General features: G+C 59.3%; 20 protein-coding genes. 6 read left to right on the top strand and 14 right to left on the bottom strand.

Going from position 1 to position 24,622, the window contains the following annotated elements:
- Positions 1–64 precede the first annotated feature (64 nt).
- From sigX to ppsA, 7 genes are all read right to left on the bottom strand, one after another.
- Positions 65–655 (bottom strand): RNA polymerase sigma factor SigX, encoded by a 591-nt coding sequence (sigX, locus tag P3G59_RS09690; RefSeq protein ID WP_011333251.1) that lies wholly within the window; start codon positions 653–655, stop codon positions 65–67.
- 90 nt (positions 656–745) lie between these two features.
- Positions 746–1,570: a mechanosensitive ion channel domain-containing protein gene (locus tag P3G59_RS09685; RefSeq protein ID WP_008048604.1), complete on the bottom strand. Its 825-nt coding sequence runs from the start codon at positions 1,568–1,570 to the stop codon at positions 746–748.
- A 2-nt stretch (positions 1,571–1,572) separates the two neighbouring features.
- Positions 1,573–1,821: a hypothetical protein gene (locus P3G59_RS09680; RefSeq protein ID WP_008076827.1), complete on the bottom strand. Its 249-nt coding sequence runs from the start codon at positions 1,819–1,821 to the stop codon at positions 1,573–1,575.
- Between the two features lie 63 nt (positions 1,822–1,884).
- Positions 1,885–2,880: a zinc transporter ZntB gene (locus P3G59_RS09675; protein ID WP_277761352.1), complete on the bottom strand. Its 996-nt coding sequence runs from the start codon at positions 2,878–2,880 to the stop codon at positions 1,885–1,887.
- A gap of 22 nt (positions 2,881–2,902) precedes the next feature.
- On the bottom strand, positions 2,903–3,394 hold the full coding sequence (rraA, locus tag P3G59_RS09670; protein WP_277761351.1) for a ribonuclease E activity regulator RraA: 492 nt from the start codon (positions 3,392–3,394) through the stop codon (positions 2,903–2,905).
- Positions 3,395–3,620: 226 nt separating this feature from the next.
- On the bottom strand, positions 3,621–4,610 hold the full coding sequence (locus tag P3G59_RS09665; RefSeq protein WP_277761350.1) for an alpha/beta fold hydrolase: 990 nt from the start codon (positions 4,608–4,610) through the stop codon (positions 3,621–3,623).
- Positions 4,611–4,708: 98 nt separating this feature from the next.
- The gene (gene ppsA, locus P3G59_RS09660; RefSeq protein WP_277761349.1) at positions 4,709–7,084 is read right to left on the bottom strand and encodes a phosphoenolpyruvate synthase; all 2,376 of its coding nucleotides are present in this window, start codon (positions 7,082–7,084) and stop codon (positions 4,709–4,711) included.
- Between the two features lie 332 nt (positions 7,085–7,416).
- Between ppsA and P3G59_RS09655 the strand changes: the two genes are divergently transcribed.
- Complete coding sequence (locus tag P3G59_RS09655; RefSeq protein WP_034152875.1) at positions 7,417–8,235, top strand: pyruvate, water dikinase regulatory protein; 819 nt, start codon at positions 7,417–7,419, stop codon at positions 8,233–8,235.
- Positions 8,236–8,355: 120 nt separating this feature from the next.
- Here P3G59_RS09655 and P3G59_RS09650 read toward each other — a convergent pair whose 3' ends face one another.
- On the bottom strand, positions 8,356–9,765 hold the full coding sequence (locus P3G59_RS09650) for a PLP-dependent aminotransferase family protein (protein ID WP_277761348.1): 1,410 nt from the start codon (positions 9,763–9,765) through the stop codon (positions 8,356–8,358).
- 92 nt (positions 9,766–9,857) lie between these two features.
- On the opposite strand from P3G59_RS09650, the gene P3G59_RS09645 reads away from it, so the two are divergent.
- Positions 9,858–10,796 (top strand): EamA family transporter, encoded by a 939-nt coding sequence (locus P3G59_RS09645; protein ID WP_277761347.1) that lies wholly within the window; start codon positions 9,858–9,860, stop codon positions 10,794–10,796.
- Between the two features lie 8 nt (positions 10,797–10,804).
- On the opposite strand, the gene prpD is transcribed toward P3G59_RS09645, so the two are convergent.
- The 6 genes from prpD to P3G59_RS09615 all read right to left on the bottom strand — a co-directional run bounded on the left by prpD (position 10,805) and on the right by P3G59_RS09615 (position 19,509).
- Positions 10,805–12,289, bottom strand: a complete 1,485-nt coding sequence (gene prpD, locus P3G59_RS09640; protein WP_277761346.1) for a 2-methylcitrate dehydratase — start codon at positions 12,287–12,289, stop codon at positions 10,805–10,807.
- 302 nt (positions 12,290–12,591) lie between these two features.
- Complete coding sequence (gene prpF, locus P3G59_RS09635; RefSeq protein WP_277761345.1) at positions 12,592–13,794, bottom strand: 2-methylaconitate cis-trans isomerase PrpF; 1,203 nt, start codon at positions 13,792–13,794, stop codon at positions 12,592–12,594.
- Between the two features lie 54 nt (positions 13,795–13,848).
- Positions 13,849–16,443, bottom strand: coding sequence for a Fe/S-dependent 2-methylisocitrate dehydratase AcnD (gene acnD / locus P3G59_RS09630; protein ID WP_277761344.1), 2,595 nt, complete (start codon positions 16,441–16,443; stop codon positions 13,849–13,851).
- Positions 16,444–16,631: 188 nt separating this feature from the next.
- The gene (gene prpC, locus P3G59_RS09625) at positions 16,632–17,759 is read right to left on the bottom strand and encodes a 2-methylcitrate synthase (protein ID WP_277761343.1); all 1,128 of its coding nucleotides are present in this window, start codon (positions 17,757–17,759) and stop codon (positions 16,632–16,634) included.
- A 140-nt stretch (positions 17,760–17,899) separates the two neighbouring features.
- On the bottom strand, positions 17,900–18,790 hold the full coding sequence (gene prpB / locus P3G59_RS09620; RefSeq protein WP_166222290.1) for a methylisocitrate lyase: 891 nt from the start codon (positions 18,788–18,790) through the stop codon (positions 17,900–17,902).
- Positions 18,787–19,509 carry a GntR family transcriptional regulator gene (locus tag P3G59_RS09615; protein WP_172828118.1) on the bottom strand — a complete coding sequence of 241 codons (723 nt, stop codon included), beginning with the start codon at positions 19,507–19,509 and terminating at the stop codon, positions 18,787–18,789. Before P3G59_RS09615 ends, prpB begins: the two co-directional genes overlap by 4 nt.
- Positions 19,510–19,855: 346 nt before the next feature.
- Here P3G59_RS09615 and P3G59_RS09610 point away from each other — a divergent pair, with 346 nt between their 5' ends.
- The 4 genes from P3G59_RS09610 (at position 19,856) to pabB (ending at position 24,576) form a co-directional block, all read left to right on the top strand.
- Positions 19,856–20,392 (top strand): ATP-dependent zinc protease, encoded by a 537-nt coding sequence (locus P3G59_RS09610; RefSeq protein WP_008081000.1) that lies wholly within the window; start codon positions 19,856–19,858, stop codon positions 20,390–20,392.
- Between the two features lie 5 nt (positions 20,393–20,397).
- Positions 20,398–21,933: an inactive transglutaminase family protein gene (locus P3G59_RS09605; RefSeq protein WP_277761342.1), complete on the top strand. Its 1,536-nt coding sequence runs from the start codon at positions 20,398–20,400 to the stop codon at positions 21,931–21,933.
- Complete coding sequence (locus P3G59_RS09600; protein ID WP_277761341.1) at positions 21,933–22,919, top strand: alpha-L-glutamate ligase-like protein; 987 nt, start codon at positions 21,933–21,935, stop codon at positions 22,917–22,919. The genes P3G59_RS09605 and P3G59_RS09600 overlap by 1 nt, the downstream gene beginning before the upstream one ends.
- A 313-nt stretch (positions 22,920–23,232) precedes the next feature.
- On the top strand, positions 23,233–24,576 hold the full coding sequence (pabB, locus tag P3G59_RS09595) for an aminodeoxychorismate synthase component I (protein ID WP_277761340.1): 1,344 nt from the start codon (positions 23,233–23,235) through the stop codon (positions 24,574–24,576).
- The last annotated feature ends 46 nt before the right edge of the window (positions 24,577–24,622 follow it).

The raw sequence follows: 24,622 nt of genomic DNA, 5'->3' as shown, positions 1-24,622 counted from the left end.
CGGGGGACAACTCGGCGGCAAGTCTATCAGAACTTGCCTACACGTAAGAGATATTTGCGCTGAACTAAGTTTCAGCAATGCCTGCAAATTTCTCACGCAATTTATCTAGAGCACGTTTGTAACGCATTTTTGTCGCACTCAAACCCATGTGCATGATGTCTGCGATCTCCTGAAATTCCAGCTCTGCGACAAATCGAAGCACCAGAATTTCGCGGTCAATCGGGTTCACATACACCAGCCAGCGATCAAGCCCGCCCTTCTCCTCGGGTTTTGGCGCCTTTTCTTCGGACGCTTCCTCGAGGGGGTCAAGACTCAATGCGTCCATCAAGCGACGCTTTCGCCGTTCCTTCCGATACTGCGTAATACATTCGTTGTACGTGATGCTGTACAGCCACGTTTTGAACTTCGATTTGCCCTCGAAGTTCTTCAGGCCATACAGCACCTTCAACATGACTTCCTGACAGACATCGTCTGCGTCGCGATCGTTCCCAAGATATCTCGCACAAACGTTAAATAATGTTCGCTGGTAACGCCGCATCAGTTCTTCGTAGGCGCGCGTTACGTGAAACAGCTCGGTATGCGAGCGCGCGACCAACTCCTCATCAGAGAGCTCGCGGGGGTCGTAGCGCGTGGATAGCGTTTGGGCTTTATTCAAAACAAGTCGTGCCGACAGTCAGGTCAATGTCCACCGCAACCAGCATCAGCTGGCATTTTGCGGCGGCATACATTAGCAGGGTTTGCCGGATTAGCGGCTACTCACATGCTGTTCAAGCAAGATCCGATTGGAAAGAGAGACTAGCTCACCCTCATCGGTCAGCAATGTGGTTTTCACCGTGCCGATCTCCTCGATCTGCCCTTCGACCTCGCCAACACGCACTTGTTGCCCAACCTGATACAACTCACGCACATAGATTCCCGCAAGAATCTGACCGGCAATTTCCCGGCTTCCCAACCCCATGGCCAGCGCAACGGCCAGACCAACGGTAATCAAAACGATGACAATTACATGGTTCAGCAGGTCGGTCTTGACCTCAAGCTGGCTGATCGCGACCGAGATGCTGATGATGATTACCAGCCCCTGGGCAATTCGCCCAAGCCCCGAAGCGTAGTCCAGGCCTACGCCTTCTGCCGCCCCGCGTACCAGTCCGTTGGCAAGTTGCGCGAGCAAAACGCCAACCAGCAACACCAGCGCCGCGCCGAATACTTTCGGCAAATAGAGCGCCAACATATCCAGCGTAGCCGAAACTCGCTCGAGGCCAAGGGATTCTGCTGCAGAAACCAGAAAAATCAGCAGGACGAACCAGTAAACGATTTTACCGATCAGCGTTGAAATCGGAACTTGCAGTCCCGCACGGGACAGCAATTTGGTCAGCCCGGTACCGCCCATCAGGCGATCAAGGCCCAGTTTGGCGAGCAACTTGGAGAGCAAGGTATCAAGCAGCTTGGCCACGACGAAACCCAACAGCAGCACGACCAGTGCGCCGAAAAGGTTCGGAATGAAATTGGCCACTTTGGTCCACAACGCAGTCATTGCAGTGACGAGGCTCTGAGTCCAGAGGTCGAGTTCCATATTCAATCAGCCTTATCAGCAGTGCGAGCGGTAGGTTTACGAAGACGGGAAACCGGCGAGACATGGGCCGATCCGTTATTCAGGGCGATCATCAGCGCGGGCAGCCAGCGGCCCAGCAGGCTAAACAGATCACCGGCGCCGACCTGGCGGTTGGCGGTTTTGAGTACGCGGCCCAGGCACGCATCGTCGTCGCGGCTGGACGGCGAGGCGTTGAGCATGTCGCGCAAAGACTGTTCAAACGGATCGTGCATACGCACCTCTCGTGATGTCTGTGAAAGACGCGGGCAGATTTGGTCGGGTCACATGCGCCATCTTCATACCCAGCGCAAACGACGGAATAACCACCACTGACCGAAGGCCAGAGCGAGCACCGTCAAACAGGCAATCAGGAAACCATAGGGGCTGCTGGAGAACGGAATTCCGCCAACGTTGATGCCCAGCAGACCGGTGATGAAACTCATCGGCAAAAAGATGCAGGTGATGATCCCGAAGCGGTACATCGTGCGATTCATGCGCTCGCTCAAACGCCGGTCTTCAGCCTCCAGCACAAGCCCCACGCGCTCTCGGGTCAATTCGAGTTCTTCGAGATAGCGGGTCAGGCTGTTGTTCAATTCGTTCCAGTAATCGGCATCGTCATCGACAAACCACGGCAGTTTTATCCGCGTCAGCTGGCCGAAAATATCCCGCTGCGGCGCAAGGAAACGCTTCAGCCCGGCGGCCCTGCGGCGGATGTGCAAAATGGCGCCATGCTCAGGAGTATACCGTTCGTCGGCATCCATCTTTTCTTCTTCCTCGTCGGCGATTTCCGAGAGGCAAGTGACCAGATCCTGCACTTTGTTGGTGAGGAACTGCGCCAGATAAAGGATGAGTTCAGAGGCCGTTTTCGGGCCTTTACCGTCCGCCAATTGCACCAATAGTTCATCAGTGGCACGCAACGGACGCAAACGCAGCGAAATCACACGCTGGGCCGAGGCAAAAATCCGTACCGAAACCATGTCTTCTGGCTCGGCGCCCGGATTGAGATTGACCCCACGCAAAAACAGCAGCAGCTCGGAATCGGGCAACGGCAACAGGCGCGGTCGGGTGTTCTCTTCCAGCAGCAGATCGCAGGTGAATTCACTGAGACCGCTGGATTTGCGCAGCCAGGTCTGGGTTTGCGGATGGCTGCGATCCCAATGCAGCCACAGGCTTTCATGGGCCTGCAGCTGCAAATCGTCGAGCTCAGTCCGGGCTATCGAACGCGCACCGCCTTTTCCGTCCAGCACCAGGGCATGCACCAGCCCCCACTGCGCGTTTTCTTCCTCGAACATCCGCATCCCTTTGTCGAAAATCTTATTCAGGCATCTGCAGCGGGCTCGGCGAGATGATCACGCCGTTGTTATCCGCATAAATGAAGTGGCCCGGGTGGAACGTCACACCGGCGAACGTCACCGGGACGTTGAGGTCACCGAGGCCGCGTTTTTCGGTTTTCATCGGGTGGCTAGCCAGTGCCTGCACGCCCAGATCGGTCTGCGCGATGACGTCGACGTCGCGGATGCAACCGTAGATCACCAGCCCTTCCCAACCGTTTTTCGCGGCCTTCTCGGCAATCAAGTCACCCAGCAATGCACGGCGCAGCGAACCACCGCCATCGACCACCAGCACTTTGCCATTGCCCTTCAGCTCAGCCTGTTCCTTGACCAGCGAGTTGTCTTCGAAGCATTTGATGGTCACGATTTCGCCGCCGAACGAATCACGGCCACCGAAATTGCTGAACATCGGTTCCAGCACCTGCACCAGCTCCGGATAGGCGTCGCACAGGTCAGGCGTAAGGTAATGGTTCATCGAAAAACTCCTGTAAAAAGGAAGACGATCAAGGATGCCGCGTTCTGAAGAGACGAGTTCCGCTGGTCGCTGTTTACCTTAGCTCATTGAATGTTCGCTGAATGAACCTGAACAAACGCTGAAACGTAATCGCTAAACAGTCACCGAATATGACCAGAACCGCACAATTCGTCATATCTTAGCCGCAAGCCGACCCGAACGAAATGCCCTTTACCCAGACCTCATCTCAGACCGCAGCAGCCAGATCCGGCTTCTCACCCAGCAACGGCGCCTGCTGATCGTTCAACCAGCGCGCCACCAACGGCCACACTTCAGTCTGCGCCGCTTTGCTCACCAACATTTCAACATGGCCGAAATTATCGTTGAAGCCCTGCTCGCGTCCCAGATTGATGAATTGCTTGTGCTCGGAGCCAATCTGCTCGAACAGTTTGCGACAGGCCCACGCCGGATCCTGGTGATCCCCCGCCGCCGACACTGCCAGCACCGGCACCTTGACGTCGGCAAGGCCCGCCCACCAATCCTTGTCCTTGTCACCGAAGCGGCCGAACAAGCCGTACCAGCGCATGCTTTCAAGCGCCAGACCGATCGGCTCATCCTCCGGGCCACGTTTGAGGCGCGAACCCGACAGCTGCGCGAAGCGCTTGAGAATGAAACGTCCGCTCCACTCCACCGGCGGGATTTTCAGCGGCCAGTAGGTACGACTGACTTGGGTGCCAAAAAACGCTGCCGACGCCACGGCAGGCTCGCCAAGGTATTCGCCACCGAGCGCAGCCGCCAGGGTGATGCCGCCCAGCGAATGGCCGATCCAGTGCGGAACCTGCCCGCTCTGCTCACGCACGAACGCGGCAATCGCCGGCAGATCGTAACGGGCATAGTCGGCGACACGGTTGCGGCGGTATTCCTCGTTGCGTTGCGACAAACCGTGGCCGCGCATCTCTGGAATCCACACGTCGAAACCCAGACGCGTCAAATAGGCGCCCAGACCCAGGCCCTTGGGGGAAAACCAGAAGCGCCGATTGGAAAAGCTGCCGTGCAGCAAAATGACCGGCACACCGCGAGGGGCCGAGTCATCGGCCATACCCAAACGGGTCACGGCGATTTCCACGGACCAGTCGGGGCTGTTGCCGGGCTTCAATCGATAAACGTCTTCGCTCAGATCGCCGCGCCGCTCGGCGCTGATCAGGGCGACAGGAAATAGGTTGCTGCTGCTTTGCATAATGCTCTTGCACAAAAAAGGGCGGCATCCACAGGAGCCCGCCCTACTCAAATCTCAAAACCCGCTCCCACAAGGGGAACGGGCCGCTTACATACTGATCAGGCCGGCGCCTGGCCTTCGGCGAGGAAGAACCAGGTTTCCAGCACGGTGTCCGGGTTCAGCGACACGCTTTCGATGCCCTGCTCCATCAGCCACTTGGCCAGATCCGGGTGGTCCGAAGGACCCTGACCGCAGATACCGATGTACTTGCCGGCCTTGTTGCACGCGGCAATCGCGTTGGCCAACAGTTTCTTGACCGCCGGATTACGCTCGTCGAACAGGTGCGCGATGATACCGGAATCGCGGTCCAGGCCCAGCGTCAGCTGAGTCAGGTCGTTGGAACCGATCGAGAAACCGTCGAAGAATTCGAGAAACTCTTCAGCAAGGATCGCGTTGGATGGCAGTTCGCACATCATGATCACGCGCAGACCGTTTTCGCCGCGCTTCAAGCCGTTTTCGGCCAGCAGATCGACGACCTGACTCGCTTCGCCCAAGGTACGGACGAACGGCACCATGATTTCAACGTTGGTCAGGCCCATCTCGTTGCGCACACGTTTCAGCGCGCGGCATTCGAGTTCGAAGCAGTCACGGAACGATTCGCTGATGTAACGCGAGGCGCCACGGAAACCCAGCATCGGGTTCTCTTCTTCCGGCTCGTACAGCTTGCCGCCGATCAGGTTGGCGTACTCGTTGGACTTGAAGTCCGACAGACGCACGATGACCTTCTTCGGTGCAAACGCAGCCGCGAGGGTGCTGATGCCTTCAACCAGTTTCTCGACGTAGAAACCGACCGGATCGTCGTAACCGGCGATGCGCTTGTCGACGCTGTCCTTGATTTCCTGCGGCAGACCATCGTAGTTCAACAGCGCTTTCGGGTGGACGCCGATCATACGGTTGATGATGAATTCCAGGCGGGCCAGGCCCACACCGGCGTTCGGCAGTTGTGCGAAGTCAAAGGCGCGGTCCGGGTTGCCGACGTTCATCATGATCTTGAACGGCAGCTCCGGCATGGCGTCGACGGAGTTCTTCTTGATGTCGAAGCCCAGTTCGCCTTCGAAAATGTAACCGGTGTCGCCTTCGGCGCAGGACACGGTCACGCCCTGGCCATCCTTCAACAGTTGGGTGGCGTTGCCGCAACCGACGACTGCCGGGATGCCCAGTTCACGGGCGATGATCGCTGCGTGGCAGGTACGGCCGCCACGGTTGGTGACGATGGCGCTGGCGCGTTTCATCACCGGTTCCCAGTCCGGGTCGGTCATGTCGGAAACCAGCACGTCACCCGGCTGGACTTTGTCCATCTCGGAGACGTCTTTGATGATGCGCACTTTACCGGCGCCGATGCGCTGGCCAATCGCGCGACCTTCAACCAGCACGGTGCCGGTTTCTTTCAACAGGTAACGCTCCATGACGTTGGCCTGGGTGCGGCTTTTCACGGTTTCCGGACGTGCCTGCACGATGTACAGCTTGCCGTCGTCACCGTCCTTGGCCCATTCGATGTCCATCGGGCAGCCGTAATGCTTTTCGATGATCATCGCTTGCTTGGCCAGTTCGCTGACTTCAGCGTCCGTCAGGCAGAAACGTGCGCGCTCAGCCTTGTCGACATCCACGGTCTTGACCGAACGACCAGCCTTGGCCTCGTCACCGTAGATCATCTTGATCGCTTTGCTGCCCAGATTGCGACGCAGGATCGCCGGGCGCCCGGCTTCCAGCGTGCCTTTGTGCACGTAGAACTCATCCGGGTTGACCGCGCCTTGAACGACGGTTTCGCCCAGGCCGTAAGCGCCGGTGATGAACACCACGTCACGGAAGCCGGATTCGGTATCGAGGGTGAACATCACGCCGGCAGTGCCGGTTTCCGAACGCACCATGCGCTGCACGCCAGCCGACAGGGCGACCAGTTTGTGGTCGAAGCCCTGGTGCACGCGGTAGGAAATCGCACGGTCGTTGAACAGCGAAGCGAACACCTCTTTGGCGGCGCGGATGACGTTTTCCACACCACGGATGTTCAGGAAGGTTTCCTGCTGGCCGGCGAAGGATGCGTCCGGCAAGTCTTCGGCGGTGGCGGAAGAACGCACGGCCACGGCCACATCAGGGTTGCCGGCCGACAGCGCGGCAAACGCGGTGCGGATCTCGGCATTCAGTTTTTCCGGAAATTCGGCTTCCATGATCCATTGACGGATCTGCGCGCCGGTCTTGGCCAGGGCGTTGACGTCGTCGACGTCGAGCGCGTCGAGGGCCTTGTGGATCTGGTCGTTGAGGCCGCTCAGCTCGAGGAAATCACGATAGGCCTGAGCCGTCGTGGCGAAGCCGCCGGGGACCGAAACACCGGCGCCAGCCAGGTTACTGATCATCTCGCCCAGGGATGCGTTCTTGCCCCCCACATGCTCAACATCGTGTTTGCCGAGCTTATCGAGGGAAACTACGTACTCTACCAAGGTGATCTCTCCACTAACTGTGTTGGAAAAGCTCAGAAACCGGCAGCTCGGGGGAGCGTTGGCCGGTTGTATGGCCTGGACCTGGAAAATAAGTGAGAATGCGGGCCAATGGCGGCCGGCAAATCGCGCCTATCATATCCAAGAATGCTCACAAGTGTCCTGTGTCGCAGATGCGTGCCTTTTTGGCGAGTGACTGTTGTTGCCAGACAAGGCGCCGCGACAAGTCATAGCTGGCTATGGCGAGGAGCGGCAACGCAGTATGGCGACAACAAGCGCCGCCAAAAAGGTACGCATTTGTGATACAGGACACTCACTTAAGGCCCAAGGTGCAAATGAAACGATCTGCTTTCTTTATCTCCGATGGCACCGGCATCACCGCCGAAACCCTGGGTCAAAGCCTCTTGGCGCAGTTCGAAAACATTACCTTCAGCAAATTCACGCGACCGTACATCGACAGCGTTGAAAAAGCGCGGGCCATGGTACAACAAATCAACAAAGCCGCTGAAACCGACGGCTTTCGTCCGATCATCTTCGATACCATCGTCAATCAGGACATTCGTGAGATTCTCGCAACGTCCAATGGTTTCATGATCGACATTTTCTCGACCTTCCTCGCCCCGCTCGAGCAGGAACTGACCGAGCATTCTTCCTACACCGTCGGCAAGTCCCACTCAATCGGGCACAACTCCAATTACATGGAACGCATCGAGGCGGTAAACTTCGCCCTCGACAACGACGACGGCGCGCGCACGCACTATTACGACAAGGCTGACTTGATACTAGTGGGCGTGTCGCGATGTGGTAAGACGCCGACGTGCCTGTACATGGCCATGCAATTCGGCATCCGCGCGGCCAACTATCCGCTGACCGAAGACGACATGGAACGCCTGACCCTGCCGACGGCGCTGCGCGCCCATCAGCACAAGCTGTTCGGCCTGACCATCGACCCGGACCGCCTCACCGCGATTCGCAACGAACGCAAGCCCAACAGCCGCTATTCGAGCTACGCCCAGTGCGAGTTCGAAGTGCGCGAAGTGGAAAACCTGTTCCGCCGCGAGAACATTCCCAACATCAACTCCACGCATTTTTCGGTGGAAGAGATTTCGGCGAAGATTCTGGTGGAGAAAGGTGTGGAGCGGCGGTTCAAGTAGATTTGCGGTGTCTGGGCTGACGCCTTCGCGAGCAAGCTCGCTCCCGCAGGATTCTCGGGTGTCTGCACATTTTGCATTCACCCCGACTCCTGTGGGAGCGAGCTTGCTCGCGAAGAACGATTACACGGTGTCTGTTAATGCCTTGGCCAGAGCTTCAAACCCCGCCAGCAATAACCGATCATCCCCCACCGCATTGCACACACTCACCCGAATAAACTGCGGCACCGCTGCATGCCCGACCGCAAACGCCTCGGCGGTGGCTACCAGATAGTTGTTCTCCTTCAATTCCGCCGCAATCTGCGACGCCCGCCACAGCTCAGGCACTTCTATCCAGAAATGCGGGCTGTAGGTGTGAGTCTTGTAATTCAGGCCCGCCAGCACCGGAGCGACCAACGCCTTGCGCCGGGCGATCTCGCTGATCTGCTCATCCAGCAAATGCCCGGCCATGCCGTTTTCGATCCACAGGCTCGCCACTTCCATCGATAACGGATTGGCCATCCAGCAGGTGCTGCGGATGGCTGAACTGATCCGCCCGATCAACGCTTGCGGCGCATGCACATAACCCACGCGCAATCCGGCGGAAACCGCCTTGCTCAGGCTGCCGATCAACACCGAGCGCTCCGGCGCGAAATAACTCAGTGGCAGCGGCCGCTGGCGGTCGAGTACAGCGTGGGCTTCGTCTTCAACAATCAACAGATTGTGCTGGCGGCAGACGTCGGCAATCGCCTCACGACGTGGCACCGACATCATCGCCGCCGTGGGATTCTGAATGGTCGGCGTGCAATACAACGCTGAAACCCGATGCTGACGGCAAATGTCTTCCAGCGCTGACGGCAACAGGCCTTCGTCATCCATCGCGGCACCGATGAGTTTTATCCCGAGCTGACGTGCGACGCTGATCAATCCCGGGTAGGACAAATGCTCGGTAACAACGGTGTCGCCGGCCTTGAGCAGCCCCATCAGCGCGCACAGCAAACCATGCTGACCACCGTTGACGCACAGCACCTGATCGGCGTGCGGCACGAAGTCGCCATGGCTGAGCCAGACCGCCCCCGCGACCCGATGCCGCGCCATGCCGCCCTCGGCGGTGTAACCGGTCAATTGCCGCAGCACACCCGGCTCATTGCCGAGGTCCTGCAGGCTTTGGCTCATGAAGGTGGTTTCCTGCCCCGGAATCGGCTGATTCCGACTCATGTCGAAGCAGGTGGGTGGCTCATCGCTGACGTTACGAAAGCCTTTGTCCTGCGGCCGCTCCATCCCGCGCTGTGACACATAAGTGCCGTCGCCGACGCGAGCGACGACCAGGCCGACACGCTCCAGCTCACCGTAAGCACGACTGACGGTGCCAATGGTCACGCCGAGACTGTCGGCCAACAGCCGGTGCGGAGGCAGCTTGCAGCCGACATCGATCACGCCTTCATCAATCGCCTGCGCGACGCCGTCGGCGAGGCGCTTGTACTTCACACCGACGCCGTTGACGAGGCCGTCACGGAGGATTGACACCATGGCAATACTTACTTTGACAGTCATTGTCACCCCGAATAGCGTGTTTAAAACAGGTTCAATCAGCAATAAACCTTTTTATTGATCAGGTCAATTCCACCCGCTCGGAGCATGCAATCATGTCGACCGCCGTCAGCACACCCATCAACATCAGCAAGCCTTGGCTCGCCGGATTGCTCACCAGCGTGCTGTTTCTGATCGTCTGCCTGAGCTGGGGCACGACATGGCTGGGGATCAAGATTGCTGTCGAAAGCGTGCCGCCACTGACCGCCGCCGGCCTGCGCTTTCTGATCGCATTTCCGCTGTTCCTCAGCTTCGCGCTTTTGCGCAAGGAACCGCTGCTGTTTCCGCGCAAAAGCCGCTGGTTTTTTATCTTCGTCACGCTGACCTACTTCAGCCTGCCGTACTACCTGCTCAACTACGGCGAGATGCACGTTTCCTCCGGCCTGACCGCGCTGCTGTTCAGTTGCATGCCGGTGTTTATCCTGCTGTTCTCGGCGTTGTTCCTGCGCGAAAAAATCTACCCGTCGCAAATGCTCGGCATCGCTATCGGTTTCGGCAGTCTGTTCATGATCATCCGCAGCCAGGGCCTGCATCTGGATCAGGCGGAATGGCGGGGGGTGCTGGCGATTATGTGTGCGGCGGTGATGCATGCGCTGTGCTACGTGGTAACAAAAAAACACGGCAGCGCGATCAGCGTGATCACTTACAACACGCTGCCGATCGGCATTGCCGGAGCGATGTTATTTATTGTCGGCTTTAGCGTTGAAGCGCCGGTATTTAGCGATGTGACCACACGCTCGTGGGGCGCCCTGCTCTACCTTGGACTGGTGGCGTCGGTCGGTGGATTCATCGTTTATTTTTTGCTGCTGAAACGTCTGAGCCCGATCATTCTATCGTTCGTGTTTATCATTTTTCCGGTGTTCGCCGTGATCATCGGCGCCTGGTACGAAGGGCAAACCCTGTCCCGGGAGCTGATGATCTATTCGGCGATTTTGTTGAGCGGGTTTGCGATCACCAAATTGCCCATCGAAAAATGGCGCAAATCGTCCGTGTAGGCGCTGCGTTAGTTCACGAATAAGTCGACGAAGCGGTTGACCGGGGTGGACTCCAGCCGGGTTTGATCCTTGCACAACGCGAAGATCTCGCCGCTACGCTGGCCGGTGAAACGTGTGGCCAGATTGGCTTTGAACTTGTCCTCCAGCAATGGAATGCCCTCGGCACGACGCCGGCGATGACCGATCGGGTATTCCACCACGACGTTTTCGGTGCTGCTGCCGTCCTTGAAAAACACCTGCACGGCGTTGGCAATCGAGCGCTTGTCGGGCTCCAGGTATTCGCGGGTGAAACGCGGTTCTTCGACGATGACCATTTTCTCGCGCAGCACATCGATGATCGGGTGCGCCCGGTGGAAATCGTCTTCGTATTGCTCGGCGATCAGATTGCCGAAGGCCAGCGGCACGGCGGTCATGTACTGAATGCAGTGGTCACGGTCAGCGGCGTTGGCCAGCGGCCCGACCTTGGAAATGATGCGGATCGCAGATTCGTGGGTGGTGATGACGATACGGTCGATCTCGTGCAGGCGATTGCGCACTTGCGGGTGCAGTGTCACTGCAGCCTCGCACGCGGTTTGCGCATGGAATTCGGCGGGGAAGCTGATCTTGAACAGCACGTTTTCCATCACGTAACTGCCGAACGGCCGCGAAAAACTGAAAGCACGTTTATCTTCCGGTTTCAGCGCCAGATCGCTATTGGTGTGGCTGAACAGCACGTCATAAAAGCCCCACTGTTTCGCAGTCAGCACTCCGGGAATGCCCATTTCGCCACGCATGGCGATGTCGGCCAGACGTACACCACGACTCGTCGCATCCCCCGCTGCCCAGGATTTTCGCGAGCCGGCATTTGGCGCATGACGATAGGTGCGCAGGGCCTGACCGTCGGCAAACGCATGGGACAACGCCGACAGCAGTTGCTCACGATTGGCGCCCATGAGTTTGGCGGTGACGGCGGTTGAAGCCACTTTCACCAGAATGACGTGATCGAGTCCTACCCGGTTGAAGGAGTTTTCCAGAGCGATCACGCCTTGGATCTCGTGGGCCATGATCATCGCTTCGAGCACATCACGGATCATCAGCGGAGCTTCACCATTGGCCAGACGTTTTTGCGAGAGGTGATCAGCCACCGCGAGAATCCCGCCGAGGTTGTCCGATGGATGGCCCCACTCGGCGGCGAGCCAAGTGTCGTTGTAGTCGAGCCAGCGGACGATACAGCCGATGTCCCACGCGGCTTTCACCGGATCGAGGCGAAATGAGGTGCCCGGGACTCGTGCGCCAAACGGCACGACGGTGCCTTCGACGATCGGGCCAAGGTGTTTGGTGCATTCCGGAAAGCGCAGTGCCAGCAAGCCGCAGCCCAGCGTGTCCATCAGGCAGTTGCGGGCGGTGTCGAGGGCTTCGGCAGAGGTGACTTTGAAGGTGAGGACGTAATCGGCGATGTCCTGCAGGACACGGTCGTAGTCGGGGCGGTTGTTCAGGTCGACGTTGGCGCTCATTGCGGTTCTCCTGTGCGGGAATGATGAGTGGTGTGGTCTTCCTCAGGGGCCGATTGGTTTTTTTAGAGCAGATCGTTGGTGCCTGCTTTGATGTGTTTCTTCAGGGGTAATGCCCTCACCCTAACCCTCTCCCAGAGGGAGAGGGGACTGATTGGGGGATACTCAAGAGTTACGCCGACCTGAACGCTTTTTAGCGAATCCATAATCGACTCGATCGCTCAGGTCGGCGTACAACCCCAGACACCTCGGTCGGCCCCCTCTCCCTCCGGGAGAGGGCTGGGGTGAGGGTAGAAGTTCTCGAATCAGAAAGAATCACCGGGGACGCGCACGTAGCCTTCCATCAACACCCGAGCACTGCGGCTCATGATGGCTTTTTTGACGATCCACTCGCCGTTTTCCAGGCTGGCCTCGGCGCCAACACGCAACGTCCCGGACGGATGCCCGAAGCGCACGGCATTACGTTCAACGCCACCAGCGGCAAGGTTTACCAACGTGCCGGAAATGGCTGCCGCCGTGCCAATCGCCACCGCCGCCGTGCCCATCATCGCGTGGTGCAACTTGCCCATCGACAATGCGCGCACAAGCAAATCCACGTCACCAGCGCCAATCGCTTTACCACTGGACGCGACGTAATCCGCAGGCTTGGCCACAAACGCGACTTTCGGCGTGTGCTGCCGTTTCGCCGCCTCGTCCAGATTGGCAATCAGCCCCATGCGCAATGCGCCGTAAGCACGGATCGTCTCGAACATTTGCAGCGCTTTCGGATCGCTGTTGATCGCGCTCTGCAACTCGGTGCCGGTGTAACCAATGTCTTCGGCGTTGACGAAAATCGTCGGGATCCCGGCATTGATCATGGTCGCCTTGAAAGTGCCGACACCCGGCACTTCCAGCTCATCGATCAGGTTGCCGGTAGGGAACATCGAGCCACCGCCGCCCTCTTCTTCCGCCGCCGGGTCCATGAATTCCACTTGCACTTCGGCGGCTGGAAAGGTCACGCCGTCGAGTTCGAAGTCGCCGGTCTCCTGCACTTCGCCATTGGTGATCGGCACGTGGGCAATAATCGTTTTGCCGATGTTGGCCTGCCACACGCGCACCACCGCGACACCGTTGTGCGGAATGCGGCTGGCGTCGACCAGGCCATTGCTGATGGCGAACGAACCGACCGCTGCCGAGAGGTTGCCGCAGTTGCCGCTCCAATCCACAAAGGGCTTGTCGATGGAGACCTGACCGAACAGGTAATCGACGTCGTGATCCGCCTTGATGCTTTTCGACAGGATCACGGTTTTGCTGGTGCTCGAAGTCGCGCCGCCCATGCCGTCGATTTGCTTGTCATACGGGTCGGGGCTGCCGATCACGCGCAGCAGTAAAGCGTCGCGAACCGGACCTGGAATCTGTGCCGCTTCGGGCAAATCCTTGAGACTGAAGAACACGCCTTTGCTGGTGCCGCCGCGCATGTAGGTCGCGGGGATTTTGATCTGCGGTGCGAAAGTAGCTGCGTGAGCCATGATGCTCCTTACCGAAGGCACGGGACTTAAAATCCCCTGCCCACATCAGTTGATTTAAACGGCAACCGCCGACTCTTCGAGGAAGTCCTGAGCGAAGCGCTGCAACACGCCGCCAGCCTCGTAGATCGACACTTCTTCAGCGGTATCCAGACGGCAAGTCACCGGCACTTCAACGCGCTCGCCATTCTTGCGGTGGATCACCAGCGTCAGGTCCGCACGCGGTTTGCGCTCGCCGATCACGTCGTAGGTTTCGCTGCCGTCGATGGCCAGCGTGTGACGGTCGGTACCTGCTTTGAACTCCAGCGGCAGCACGCCCATGCCCACCAGGTTGGTGCGGTGAATGCGCTCGAAACCTTCAGCGGCAATCGCCTCGACGCCGGCCAGACGCACGCCTTTCGCCGCCCAGTCACGGGACGAACCCTGACCGTAATCGGCGCCGGCAATGATGATCAGCGGCTGCTTGCGCTCCATGTAGGTTTCGATGGCTTCCCACATGCGCATGACCTTGCCTTCCGGCTCGACACGCGCCAGCGAGCCCTGTTTGACCTTGCCGTTTTCCACGACCATTTCATTGAACAGTTTCGGGTTGGCGAAGGTTGCGCGCTGCGCGGTCAAATGGTCGCCACGGTGGGTCGCGTAAGAGTTGAAGTCCTCTTCCGGCAGGCCCATTTTCGCCAGGTATTCGCCAGCGGCGCTGTCGAGCATGATCGCGTTGGATGGCGACAGGTGATCGGTGGTGATGTTGTCCGGCAGCACCGCCAGCGGGCGCATGCCCTTCAGCGGCCGCGCGCCGGCCAGTGCGCCTTCCCAGTACGGCGGACGGCGGATGTAGGTGCTCATCTCGCGCCAGTCGTACAGCGGCGTGACTTTCGGGCCGGTGTCTTCATGGACGGCGAACATCGGAATGTAGACCTGACGGAACTGCTCGGGCTTGACCGAAGACTTCACCACGGCGTCGATTTCTTCGTCGCTCGGCCAGATGTCTTTCAGGCGGATTTCCTTGCCGTCCACAACACCGAGTACGTCTTTTTCGATATCGAAACGGATGGTCCCGGCGATGGCGTAAGCCACCACCAATGGCGGCGAAGCGAGGAACGCTTGCTTGGCATAAGGGTGGATGCGTCCGTCGAAGTTGCGGTTGCCCGAGAGCACGGCGGTGGCATACAGATCGCGGTCGATGATCTCTTGCTGGATCAGCGGATCGAGCGCGCCGGACATGCCGTTGCAGGTGGTGCAGGCGAACGCGACGACACCGAAACCAAGCTGTTCCAGTTCAGTGGTCAGCCCCGCTTCATCGAGGTACAGCGCGACGGTTTTCGAACCCGGTGCCAGCGAGGATTTCACCCACGGCTTGCGGGTCAGGCCGAGCTTGTTGGCATTACGCGCGATCAGGCCGGCGGCGATAACGTTGCGCGGGTTGCTGGTGTTGGTGCAACTGGTGATGGCAGCGATGATCACGGCGCCGTCAGGCATTTGCCCCGGCACATCATCCCACTGGCCGGAGATGCCTTTGGCCGCCAGATCCGCCACTGCAACGCGAGCGTGCGGGTTGCTCGGGCCGGCCATGTTGCGCACCACCGAGGACAGGTCGAAAGTCAGACCACGCTCGTATTGCGCGCCTTTCAGGCTGTCGGCCCACAGGCCGGTGAGCCTGGCGTATTGCTCGACCAACTGCACTTGCTGGTCCTCACGACCGGTCAGTTTCAGGTAATCGATGGTCTGCTGATCGATGTAAAACATCGCTGCAGTAGCGCCGTATTCCGGGGCCATGTTGGAGATGGTCGCGCGGTCGCCGAGGGTCAGCGCCGCGGCGCCTTCGCCGAAGAACTCCAGCCACGCGCCGACGACCTTCTGTTTACGCAGGTATTCAGTCAACGCCAGCACCATGTCGGTGGCCGTGATGCCCGGTTGCAGCTTGCCAGTCAGTTCGACGCCGACGCTTTCCGGCAGACGCATCCACGACGCACGACCGAGCATCACGCTCTCGGCTTCGAGGCCGCCAACGCCGATGGCAATCACGCCCAGCGCATCGACGTGCGGAGTGTGGCTGTCGGTGCCGACGCAGGTATCGGGGAACGCCACGCCCTCGCGCACCTGAATCACCGGAGACATTTTCTCCAGGTTGATCTGGTGCATGATGCCGTTGCCCGGCGGGATCACATCAACGTTCTTGAAGGCCTTTTTGGTCCAGTTGATGAAGTGGAAACGGTCCTCGTTGCGACGGTCTTCGATGGCGCGGTTTTTCTCGAACGCCTGCTTGTCGAAACCGCCCGCCTCCACCGCCAGCGAGTGGTCGACGATCAACTGCGTCGGCACCACCGGGTTGACTTGCGCCGGGTCACCGCCCTGCAAGGCGATGGCGTCGCGCAGGCCGGCGAGGTCGACCAGCGCGGTCTGACCGAGAATGTCGTGGCAGACCACACGCGCCGGGAACCACGGGAAGTCGAGGTCGCGTTTGCGTTCGATCAGTTGCTTGAGGGAATCGGTGAGCGTGGCCGGGTCGCAGCGACGCACGAGGTTTTCCGCCAGCACGCGGGAGGTGTACGGCAAGGTGTCGTAGCTACCGGGCTGAATCGCCTCGACAGCCGCACGGGCGTCGAAATAATCCAGAGGGCTGCCGGGCAGGGTTTTGCGAAATTCTGTGTTCATCGGGTCAGGACTCGGGTCACGGTGGTTGCAAAGGGTGGGGGCCTCCACGCCGATCACCTGTAGGAGCTGCCGAAGGCTCGGGCCGCGATCGGACGATCTTTTGATCTTGATCTTAAAAAACAAAATCAAAAGATCGCAGCCTTCGGCAGCTCCTACAGAGATTGCGCTTTGTGGCTGGCCCCCACCATTCAGCGACGTTCGATTGGCACGAACTTGCGCTGTTCAACGCCGATGTATTCGGCGCTTGGACGGATGATGCGGTTGTTGGCGCGCTGCTCGAACACGTGCGCGGCCCAGCCGGTCAGGCGCGAGCAAACGAAGATCGGTGTGAACAGCTTGGTCGGGATGCCCATGAAGTGGTACGCCGAGGCATGGTAGAAATCGGCGTTGGGAAAGAGTTTTTTCTGTTCCCACATGGTCTTGTCGATGGCTTCCGAGACCGGGAACAACACCTTGTCACCGACTTCGTCAGCAAGCTGTTTCGCCCAGCCCTTGATCACTTCGTTGCGTGGATCGCTGTCCTTATAGATCGCGTGGCCGAAGCCCATGATCTTGTCTTTGCGCTCAAGCATGCCGAGGGTGCCTTTGACCGCTTCTTCCGGCGACGAGAAACGCTCGATCATTTCCATCGCTGCTTCGTTGGCGCCGCCGTGCAACGGGCCACGCAGCGAACCGATCGCGGCAGTGACGCAGGAATACAGATCGGACAGGGTCGAGGCGCAAACGCGGGCGGTGAAGGTCGAGGCGTTGAATTCGTGCTCGGCGTAAAGAATCAGCGACACGTTCATGACTTTGACGTGCAGTTCGCTCGGCTTCTTGTCGTGCAACAGGTGCAGGAAGTGGCCGCCGATGGTCGGTTCGTCGCTCACGCAATTGATGCGTTTGCCATCGTGGCTGAAGCGATACCAGTAGCACATGATCGCCGGGAACGCGGCGAGCAGACGGTCAGTCTTGTCGCGCTGCTCGGAAAAGTCTTTCTCCGGTTCGAGGTTGCCGAGGAACGAGCAACCGGTGCGCATCACGTCCATCGGGTGGGCGTCGGCAGGGATGCGTTCGAGCACTTCTTTCAGTGCTTGCGGCAGGTCGCGCAGCTTGCTCAGTTTGCCTTGGTATTCGTCGAGTTGCGCCTGGGTCGGCAGCTCGCCGTACAGCAGCAGGTACGCGACTTCTTCAAATTGTGCGTCGGCTGCCAATTCGCGCACGTCGTAGCCGCGATAGGTCAGCCCGGCACCGGCCTGGCCCACGGTGGACAGTGCGGTTTGCCCGGCAACCTGGCCACGGAGCCCGGCGCCACTGAGTACTTTTGCTTCGGCCATTGCTGTCTCCAATCTTGAATTTGTTAGGGAATCTGCAATTACGGTGTCGTTCTCAAAAGATCGCAGCCTTCGGCAGCTCCTACATCGACCGCGTTCCTGTAGGAGCTGACGAGTGAAACGAGGCTGCGATCTTTTGATCTTCATTTTTTCGCGGCAAACAACGCGTCGAGCTTCTGCTCGAACGTGTGGTAATCGATGCGATCATAAAGCTCCATGCGCGTCTGCATGGTGTCGATGACATTCTGCTGCGTGCCGTCGCGGCGGATCGCGGTGTAAACGTTTTCGGCAGCCTTGTTCATCGCGCGGAACGCCGACAGTGGATACAGCACCAGCGACACGTCGGCGCCGGCCAGTTGCTCGGTGGTGTACAGCGGTGTCGAACCGAACTCGGTGATGTTGGCCAGGATCGGCGCTTTCACGCGATTGGCGAACAACTTGTACATCTCCAGTTCAGTGATGGCTTCCGGGAAGATCATGTCGGCGCCGGCCTCGATGCACGCGGCGGCGCGATCAAGTGCCGATTCCAGACCTTCCACCGCCAGCGCATCGGTACGCGCCATGATCACAAAGCTGTCATCGGTACGCGCGTCGACGGCGGCTTTGATGCGGTCGACCATTTCCTGCTGACTGACGATCTCTTTGTTCGGACGGTGGCCGCAGCGCTTGGCGCCGACCTGATCCTCGATGTGAATCGCCGCCGCGCCGAACTTGATCATCGACTTGACCGTGCGCGCCACGTTGAACGCCGACGAGCCGAAACCGGTGTCGACGTCGACCAGCAACGGCAGATCGCAAACGTCAGTGATGCGGCGTACGTCGGTCAGCACGTCATCCAGACCGGTGATGCCCAGATCCGGCACGCCGAGAGAACCTGCGGCCACCCCGCCACCGGACAGGTAGATCGCCTTGAAACCGGCGCGCTTGGCCAGCAACGCGTGGTTGGCGTTGATCGCGCCGACCACTTGCAATGGGTGCTCGCTGGCGACCGCATCGCGGAAACGCTGGCCGGGAGTGTTCGGGTTGGAACTCATGACTCACCTCGTTCAGTGGCTGTCTTATTGTGGGCGCCGTCCTGGTAATGACGGGCGATGTTGCGTTTCGAGGCGCCGATGTGACGGCGCATCAACAATTCCGCGAGCTCGCCGTCACGGTCGGCAATGGCATCGAGAATCCGGTGGTGTTCGGCGAAGGCCTGGCGTGGACGGTTCGGCGTTGTGGAGAACTGGATGCGGTACATGCGCACCAATTGATACAGCTCGCCGCAAAGCATCTGCGTCAGCGTGCGGTTGCCGCTGCCCTGGATGATCCGGTAGTGGAAGTCGAAATCACCTTCCTGCTGGTAATAGCCGACACCGGCCTGAAACGCCGCGTCGCGCTCGTGGGTTTCCAGCACCCGGCGCAGTTCGTCGATTTCTTCGACGCTCATCCGTTCGGCCGCCAGACGGCAGGCCATGCCTTCGAGGGATTCGCGGATTTCGTAGAGTTCGAGCAATTCGGCATGGCTGAGCGAGACCACCCGTGCGCCGACGTGCGGCACGCGCACCAGCAGGCGCTGACCTTCCAGCCGATGAATCGCCTCACGCAACGGCCCACGGCTGATGCCGTAGGTGCGCGCCAGTTCCGGCTCGGAGATCTTGCTGCCCGGGGCGATCTCGCCTTTGACGATGGCCGCCTGAATGCGCCGGAAGACGTTTTCCGAGAGTGTCTCGGAATCGTCGCCGCTGATAACCGGGGGATCGAGTTGATCCAGCATGATTGTCGACACCTTTAAATCCAATGCGGCAAAAACTAGCCAATTCGCCCGCATCAGTCAAAGGATAAATGGGTATTGTCGACAATCGTCTAATAACCTTAAAAGATCGCAGCCTTCGGTAGCTCCTACACGGATCAATGCAGAGCTGCCGCAGGCTGCGATCTTTTGATCTTGCCTGGACCGGCCCCGGCGCTGGCGCCATAAAACCACCGTGCTAGAATGCCGCCCGCATTTGCTGGCCATTTGTACGGCTTGTCATAAAAAGCTGATAGGCACACGAAGGGCCTTGCGCAAGTTTTGCCAAGGACCTGAACCGAAAACGGAACGCTGCGCACCAGGATTTATGAGACTCAAGCCTTTTCCCACATTCTTTGCCCTGTTTTGCCTGCCCGGCCTCGCCGCCGCGGGGGAAAAAACCGTGTACGGCCTCAACGAATACGCTTCGCTTGACGGCATCAATCTCGAAGTCGCGGCCAAACTCGATACGGGTGCGAAAACCGCCTCGCTGAGTGCCCGCGACATCAAACGCTTTAAACGCAACGGTGAATCCTGGGTGCGCTTCTACCTGGCCATCGACGCCGCGCACTCGCACCCGATCGAACGGCCGCTGGCCCGGGTCAGCAAGATCAAGCGCCGCGCCGGTGACTACGACCCGGAGGAAGGCAAGAAGTACACCGCCCGTCCGGTGATCGAGCTGGATATCTGCATGGGTACGGCGCTGCGCAGCATCGAAGTGAACCTGACCGACCGAAGTGCGTTCCAATACCCGCTTTTGATTGGCTCCGAGGCGCTGAAACGCTTCGACGCGCTGGTCGACCCCAGTCTTAAATACGCTGCCGGCAAACCCGCCTGCACCATCGCCGCTCATACCGCCGAGTAATTTCCATGCGTTCTCTAACCTTCCACCTGAAAATCCTGATCACCATTCTGGTGCTCCTGGGCGTTTCGGTTACGGCCTATCAGATTTTCGTGCTCGGCATCCCGGTAACCGAAGATGCGACCGACGACTTGTGGAACATCGACGCCAAGGTCGAGTTCGTCGCCAGCACCAAAGACCCGGTGAAGATCCAGATGTTCGTGCCACCGTTGAGCCGCGATTACGTCAGCCTCAACGAAAGCTTTATCTCCAATAACTACGGCGTCGCCGTCAACCGCGTCGACGGCAATCGCAAGGTCACTTGGTCGGCACGCCGGGCCAAGGGCAACCAGACGCTTTATTACCGTTTGGTGCTGACCAAGCGTTACACCGCCGAAAAATCCAAGGTCAAAGGCCCGACCTTCCGCGACAGCATGGCCATCGAAGGCCCGGAGAAAATCGCCGCCGAAGCCCTGCTCGCGCCGATCCGTCAGCATTCGGCCGACGTCGAAACGTTTATTGGCGAGGCGATCAAACGCGTCAACAACGTCAACGATGACAACGTCAAACTGCTACTGGCGGGCGATCCGTCGACGCCGCACAAAGCCAAAATCGTCGAACTGCTGCTGTCCATCGCCCACGTGCCGGTGGAAAAGGTCCACACCATCCGCCTCGTCGCCGACCAGCCGCAAACGCCTGAACTGTGGCTGCGCAGCTTCAACGGCAACGACTGGCTGTACTTCAACCCGGAAACCGGCGAGCAAGGCCTGCCAACCGACCGCCTGCTGTGGTGGACCGGTGACGAAAACCTGATCACCGTCGACGGTGGCAAGAAAGCCAACGTGACCTTCAGCCTCAATAACAGCGAGATGAACGCCATTCGTCTGGCCAAGCTGACCGACGAAAACACCGACGCCAACTTCCTCGAATACTCGCTGTACGGCTTGCCGCTGCAGACCCAGCAGACGTTCATGATCATGGTGATGATCCCGATTGGCGTGCTGGTGATCCTGATCCTGCGCAACCTGATCGGCCTGCAGACCCTCGGCACGTTCACGCCGGTGCTGATCGCCCTCGCCTTCCGTGAAACGCAGCTGGGCTTCGGCATTCTGCTGTTTACCGTGATCACCGCGCTGGGCTTGTCGTTACGTTCGTATCTGGAACACCTGAAGCTGCAAATGCTGCCGCGATTGTCGGTGGTGCTGACCTTTGTCGTGGTGTTGATCGCGGCGATCAGCCTGTTCAGCCATAAGCTCGGCCTGGAGCGCGGCTTGTCTGTTGCGTTGTTCCCGATGGTGATTCTGACCATGACCATCGAACGCCTGTCGATCACCTGGGAAGAACGGGGTGCGAGCCATGCGTTGAAGGTTGCGATTGGCACGCTGTTCGCCGCTTCTCTGGCGCACCTGATCATGACCGTCCCTGAGCTGGTCTACTTCGTGTTCACCTTCCCGGCGATCCTGCTGATTCTGGTCGGCTTCATGCTGGCGATGGGGCGTTATCGCGGTTACCGCCTGACCGAACTGGTGCGTTTCAAGGCGTTCCTGAAGAAGGCAGACGCCTGATGTTCGGTTTCTGGAAGACCTGGAAGGCGCTGGAAGCGCGGGGCATCATGGGCATTAATCGGCGTAACGCCGACTACGTGCTCAAGTACAACAAGCGCAGCCTGTACCCGATCGTCGATGACAAGATCATCACCAAGGAGCGCGCCATCAAGGCCGGCATTCACGTGCCTGAGCTGTATGGCGTGATTTCTACCGAGAAGGAAATCGACAAGCTCGACGAGATCATCGGCGGGCGCAACGACTTCGTGATCAAACCGGCGCAGGGCGCGGGTGGCGACGGCATCATCGTCATTGCCGACCGCTTCGAGGGCCGCTATCGCACGGTATCGGGCAAAATCCTCGCCCACGAAGAGCTTGAGCATCACATTTCGAGCATCCTCACGGGCCTGTATTCGCTGGGTGGCCACCGTGATCGGGCGCTGATCGAATACCGCGTGACCCCGGATCAGATCTTCAAAAGCATCAGCTACGAAGGCGTGCCGGACATCCGCATCATTGTGCTGATGGGTTATCCAGTGATGGCGATGCTGCGCCTGCCAACCCGCCAGTCCGGTGGCAAGGCCAACCTGCACCAGGGCGCCATCGGTGTCGGCGTGGATCTGGCGACCGGTTTGACGTTGCGTGGCACCTGGCTGAACAACATCATCACCAAACACCCCGACACCACCAACGCGGTGGATGGCGTGCAACTGCCCTACTGGGACGGTTTCATGAAACTCGCCGCTGGCTGCTATGAGCTGTGCGGGTTGGGCTATATCGGTGTGGACATGGTGCTCGATCAGGAGAAAGGTCCGCTGATTCTGGAGCTGAATGCGCGGCCGGGGCTGAATATCCAGATCGCCAACGACTGCGGGCTGACGTTGCGTACGCACGCGGTCGAAGCGCGGCTGGAAGAGCTGAAGGCGCGTGGGGTGACGGAGACGGCTGAAGAGCGCGTGGCGTTTACTCAGGAAATGTTTGGGCATATTCCTGCGGTCGAGGGCTGAAAAGCCCCTCACCCTAACCCTCTCCCAGAGGGAGAGGGGACTGACCGAGGTGGATGTTCGAGGTACGCCGACCTGAAAGCCTTGAGTCGAACTCAGGCCTTGAAAAGCATGAAGATCGGCGCCCCTCCCGAAATTTCGAGTCGAACTCAGGCTTTGAAAAGCATGAAAATCTGCTCCCTTTCCCCCTCGCCCCCTTGGGGGCGGTCCGACGTTTCGGGAGGGTTGGGGTGAGGGGGGGGCTTTTGATTTTGATCTGACAGCCGAGAGAGGACTACAATCCCCACCCCGCCTCAACGGCCGATCTGCCCCGCCCATGTTGACCTGTTCCGTACACCCGCTGCCCTACCGCGCCAATTCCGCCGACTACTTCGCGGCCATCCGCAGTGCCCCCGGCGCCGTGCTGCTCGACAGTGGCCGGCCAAGTGCCGACCGTGGCCGTTATGACTTGCTCAGCGCCTGGCCGCTGCAACAACTGGCAGTGTTGCCGAACGAGAGCGGCAGTCATTTCCTGCAACGTCTGCGCGACAATTTGCGCCGTCTGGGCGAAGCTGATTTGCCAGCGGGTTTCGCACTGCCATTCGCCGGCGGCTTGATCGGTTACCTGAGCTACGACTTCGGTAGGCACCTGGAAGACCTGCCGAGCCGGGCCCGCGATGATTTGCAGTTGCCGGATGCACGTTTTGGTCTGTACGACTGGGCGCTGATCAGCGATCACCAAACGGCTACCAGCCAATTGGTGTTCCACCCTTGCGTGAACGACAGCGAGAAGCAACGGCTGATCGCGCTGTTCACTCAGCCACACGCTGACACATTGGTACCGTTCAAACTGAACAACCCGATGACCGCCGACCTCTCGCCCGAGGATTATCGCCAGGCGTTCGAACGCATTCAGCATTACATCCAGGCCGGCGACTGCTATCAGGTCAACTTCGCCCAGCGCTTCCGCGCTGCGTGCCAGGGTGATCCGTGGCTGGCGTACTGCAAATTGCGCGAAGCCTGTCCGACACCGTTTTCCGGATTCCAGAGTCTGCCCGATGGCGGCGCCGTGTTGAGCCTGTCACCCGAGCGCTTCGTCAAAGTCAGCCAGCGTCAGGTTGAAACCCGTCCGATCAAAGGTACTCGCCCGCGTGGCCTGACACCCTCCGAAGATGCCGCCAACGCCACCGAACTGTTGGCCAGCCCCAAGGATCGTGCGGAAAACCTGATGATCGTCGACCTGCTGCGCAACGACCTCGGGCGCACCTGCCGCATCGGTTCGGTGCGGGTGCCGGAGCTGTTCAGTCTGGAAAGCTATCCGAACGTGCATCACTTGGTCAGCAGCGTGACCGGCGAACTGGCCGATGGCCGCGATGCATTGGATTTGATCGCCGGCAGTTTCCCCGGCGGCTCGATCACCGGTGCGCCGAAGATTCGCGCGATGCAGATCATCGATGAGCTGGAGCCAACCCGGCGCGGGTTGTATTGCGGGTCGTTGCTGTACCTGGACGTGCGCGGCGAGATGGACAGTTCCATCGCAATCCGCAGTCTGCTGGTCAAGGATGGACAGGTGTGTTGCTGGGGGGGTGGCGGGATTGTTGCCGATTCGGACTGGCAGGCCGAGTATCAGGAGTCGATTACCAAAGTCAGAATCCTCCTCGAAACCCTGCAGAACCTCTGACATTTCCCTGTAGGAGCTGCCGAAGGCTGCGATCTTTTGATCTTCA

Source organism: Pseudomonas sp. A34-9 (genome assembly GCF_029543085.1).
Taxonomy (GTDB): domain Bacteria; phylum Pseudomonadota; class Gammaproteobacteria; order Pseudomonadales; family Pseudomonadaceae; genus Aquipseudomonas.
This window is presented reverse-complemented; position numbering and strand designations above follow the sequence as displayed.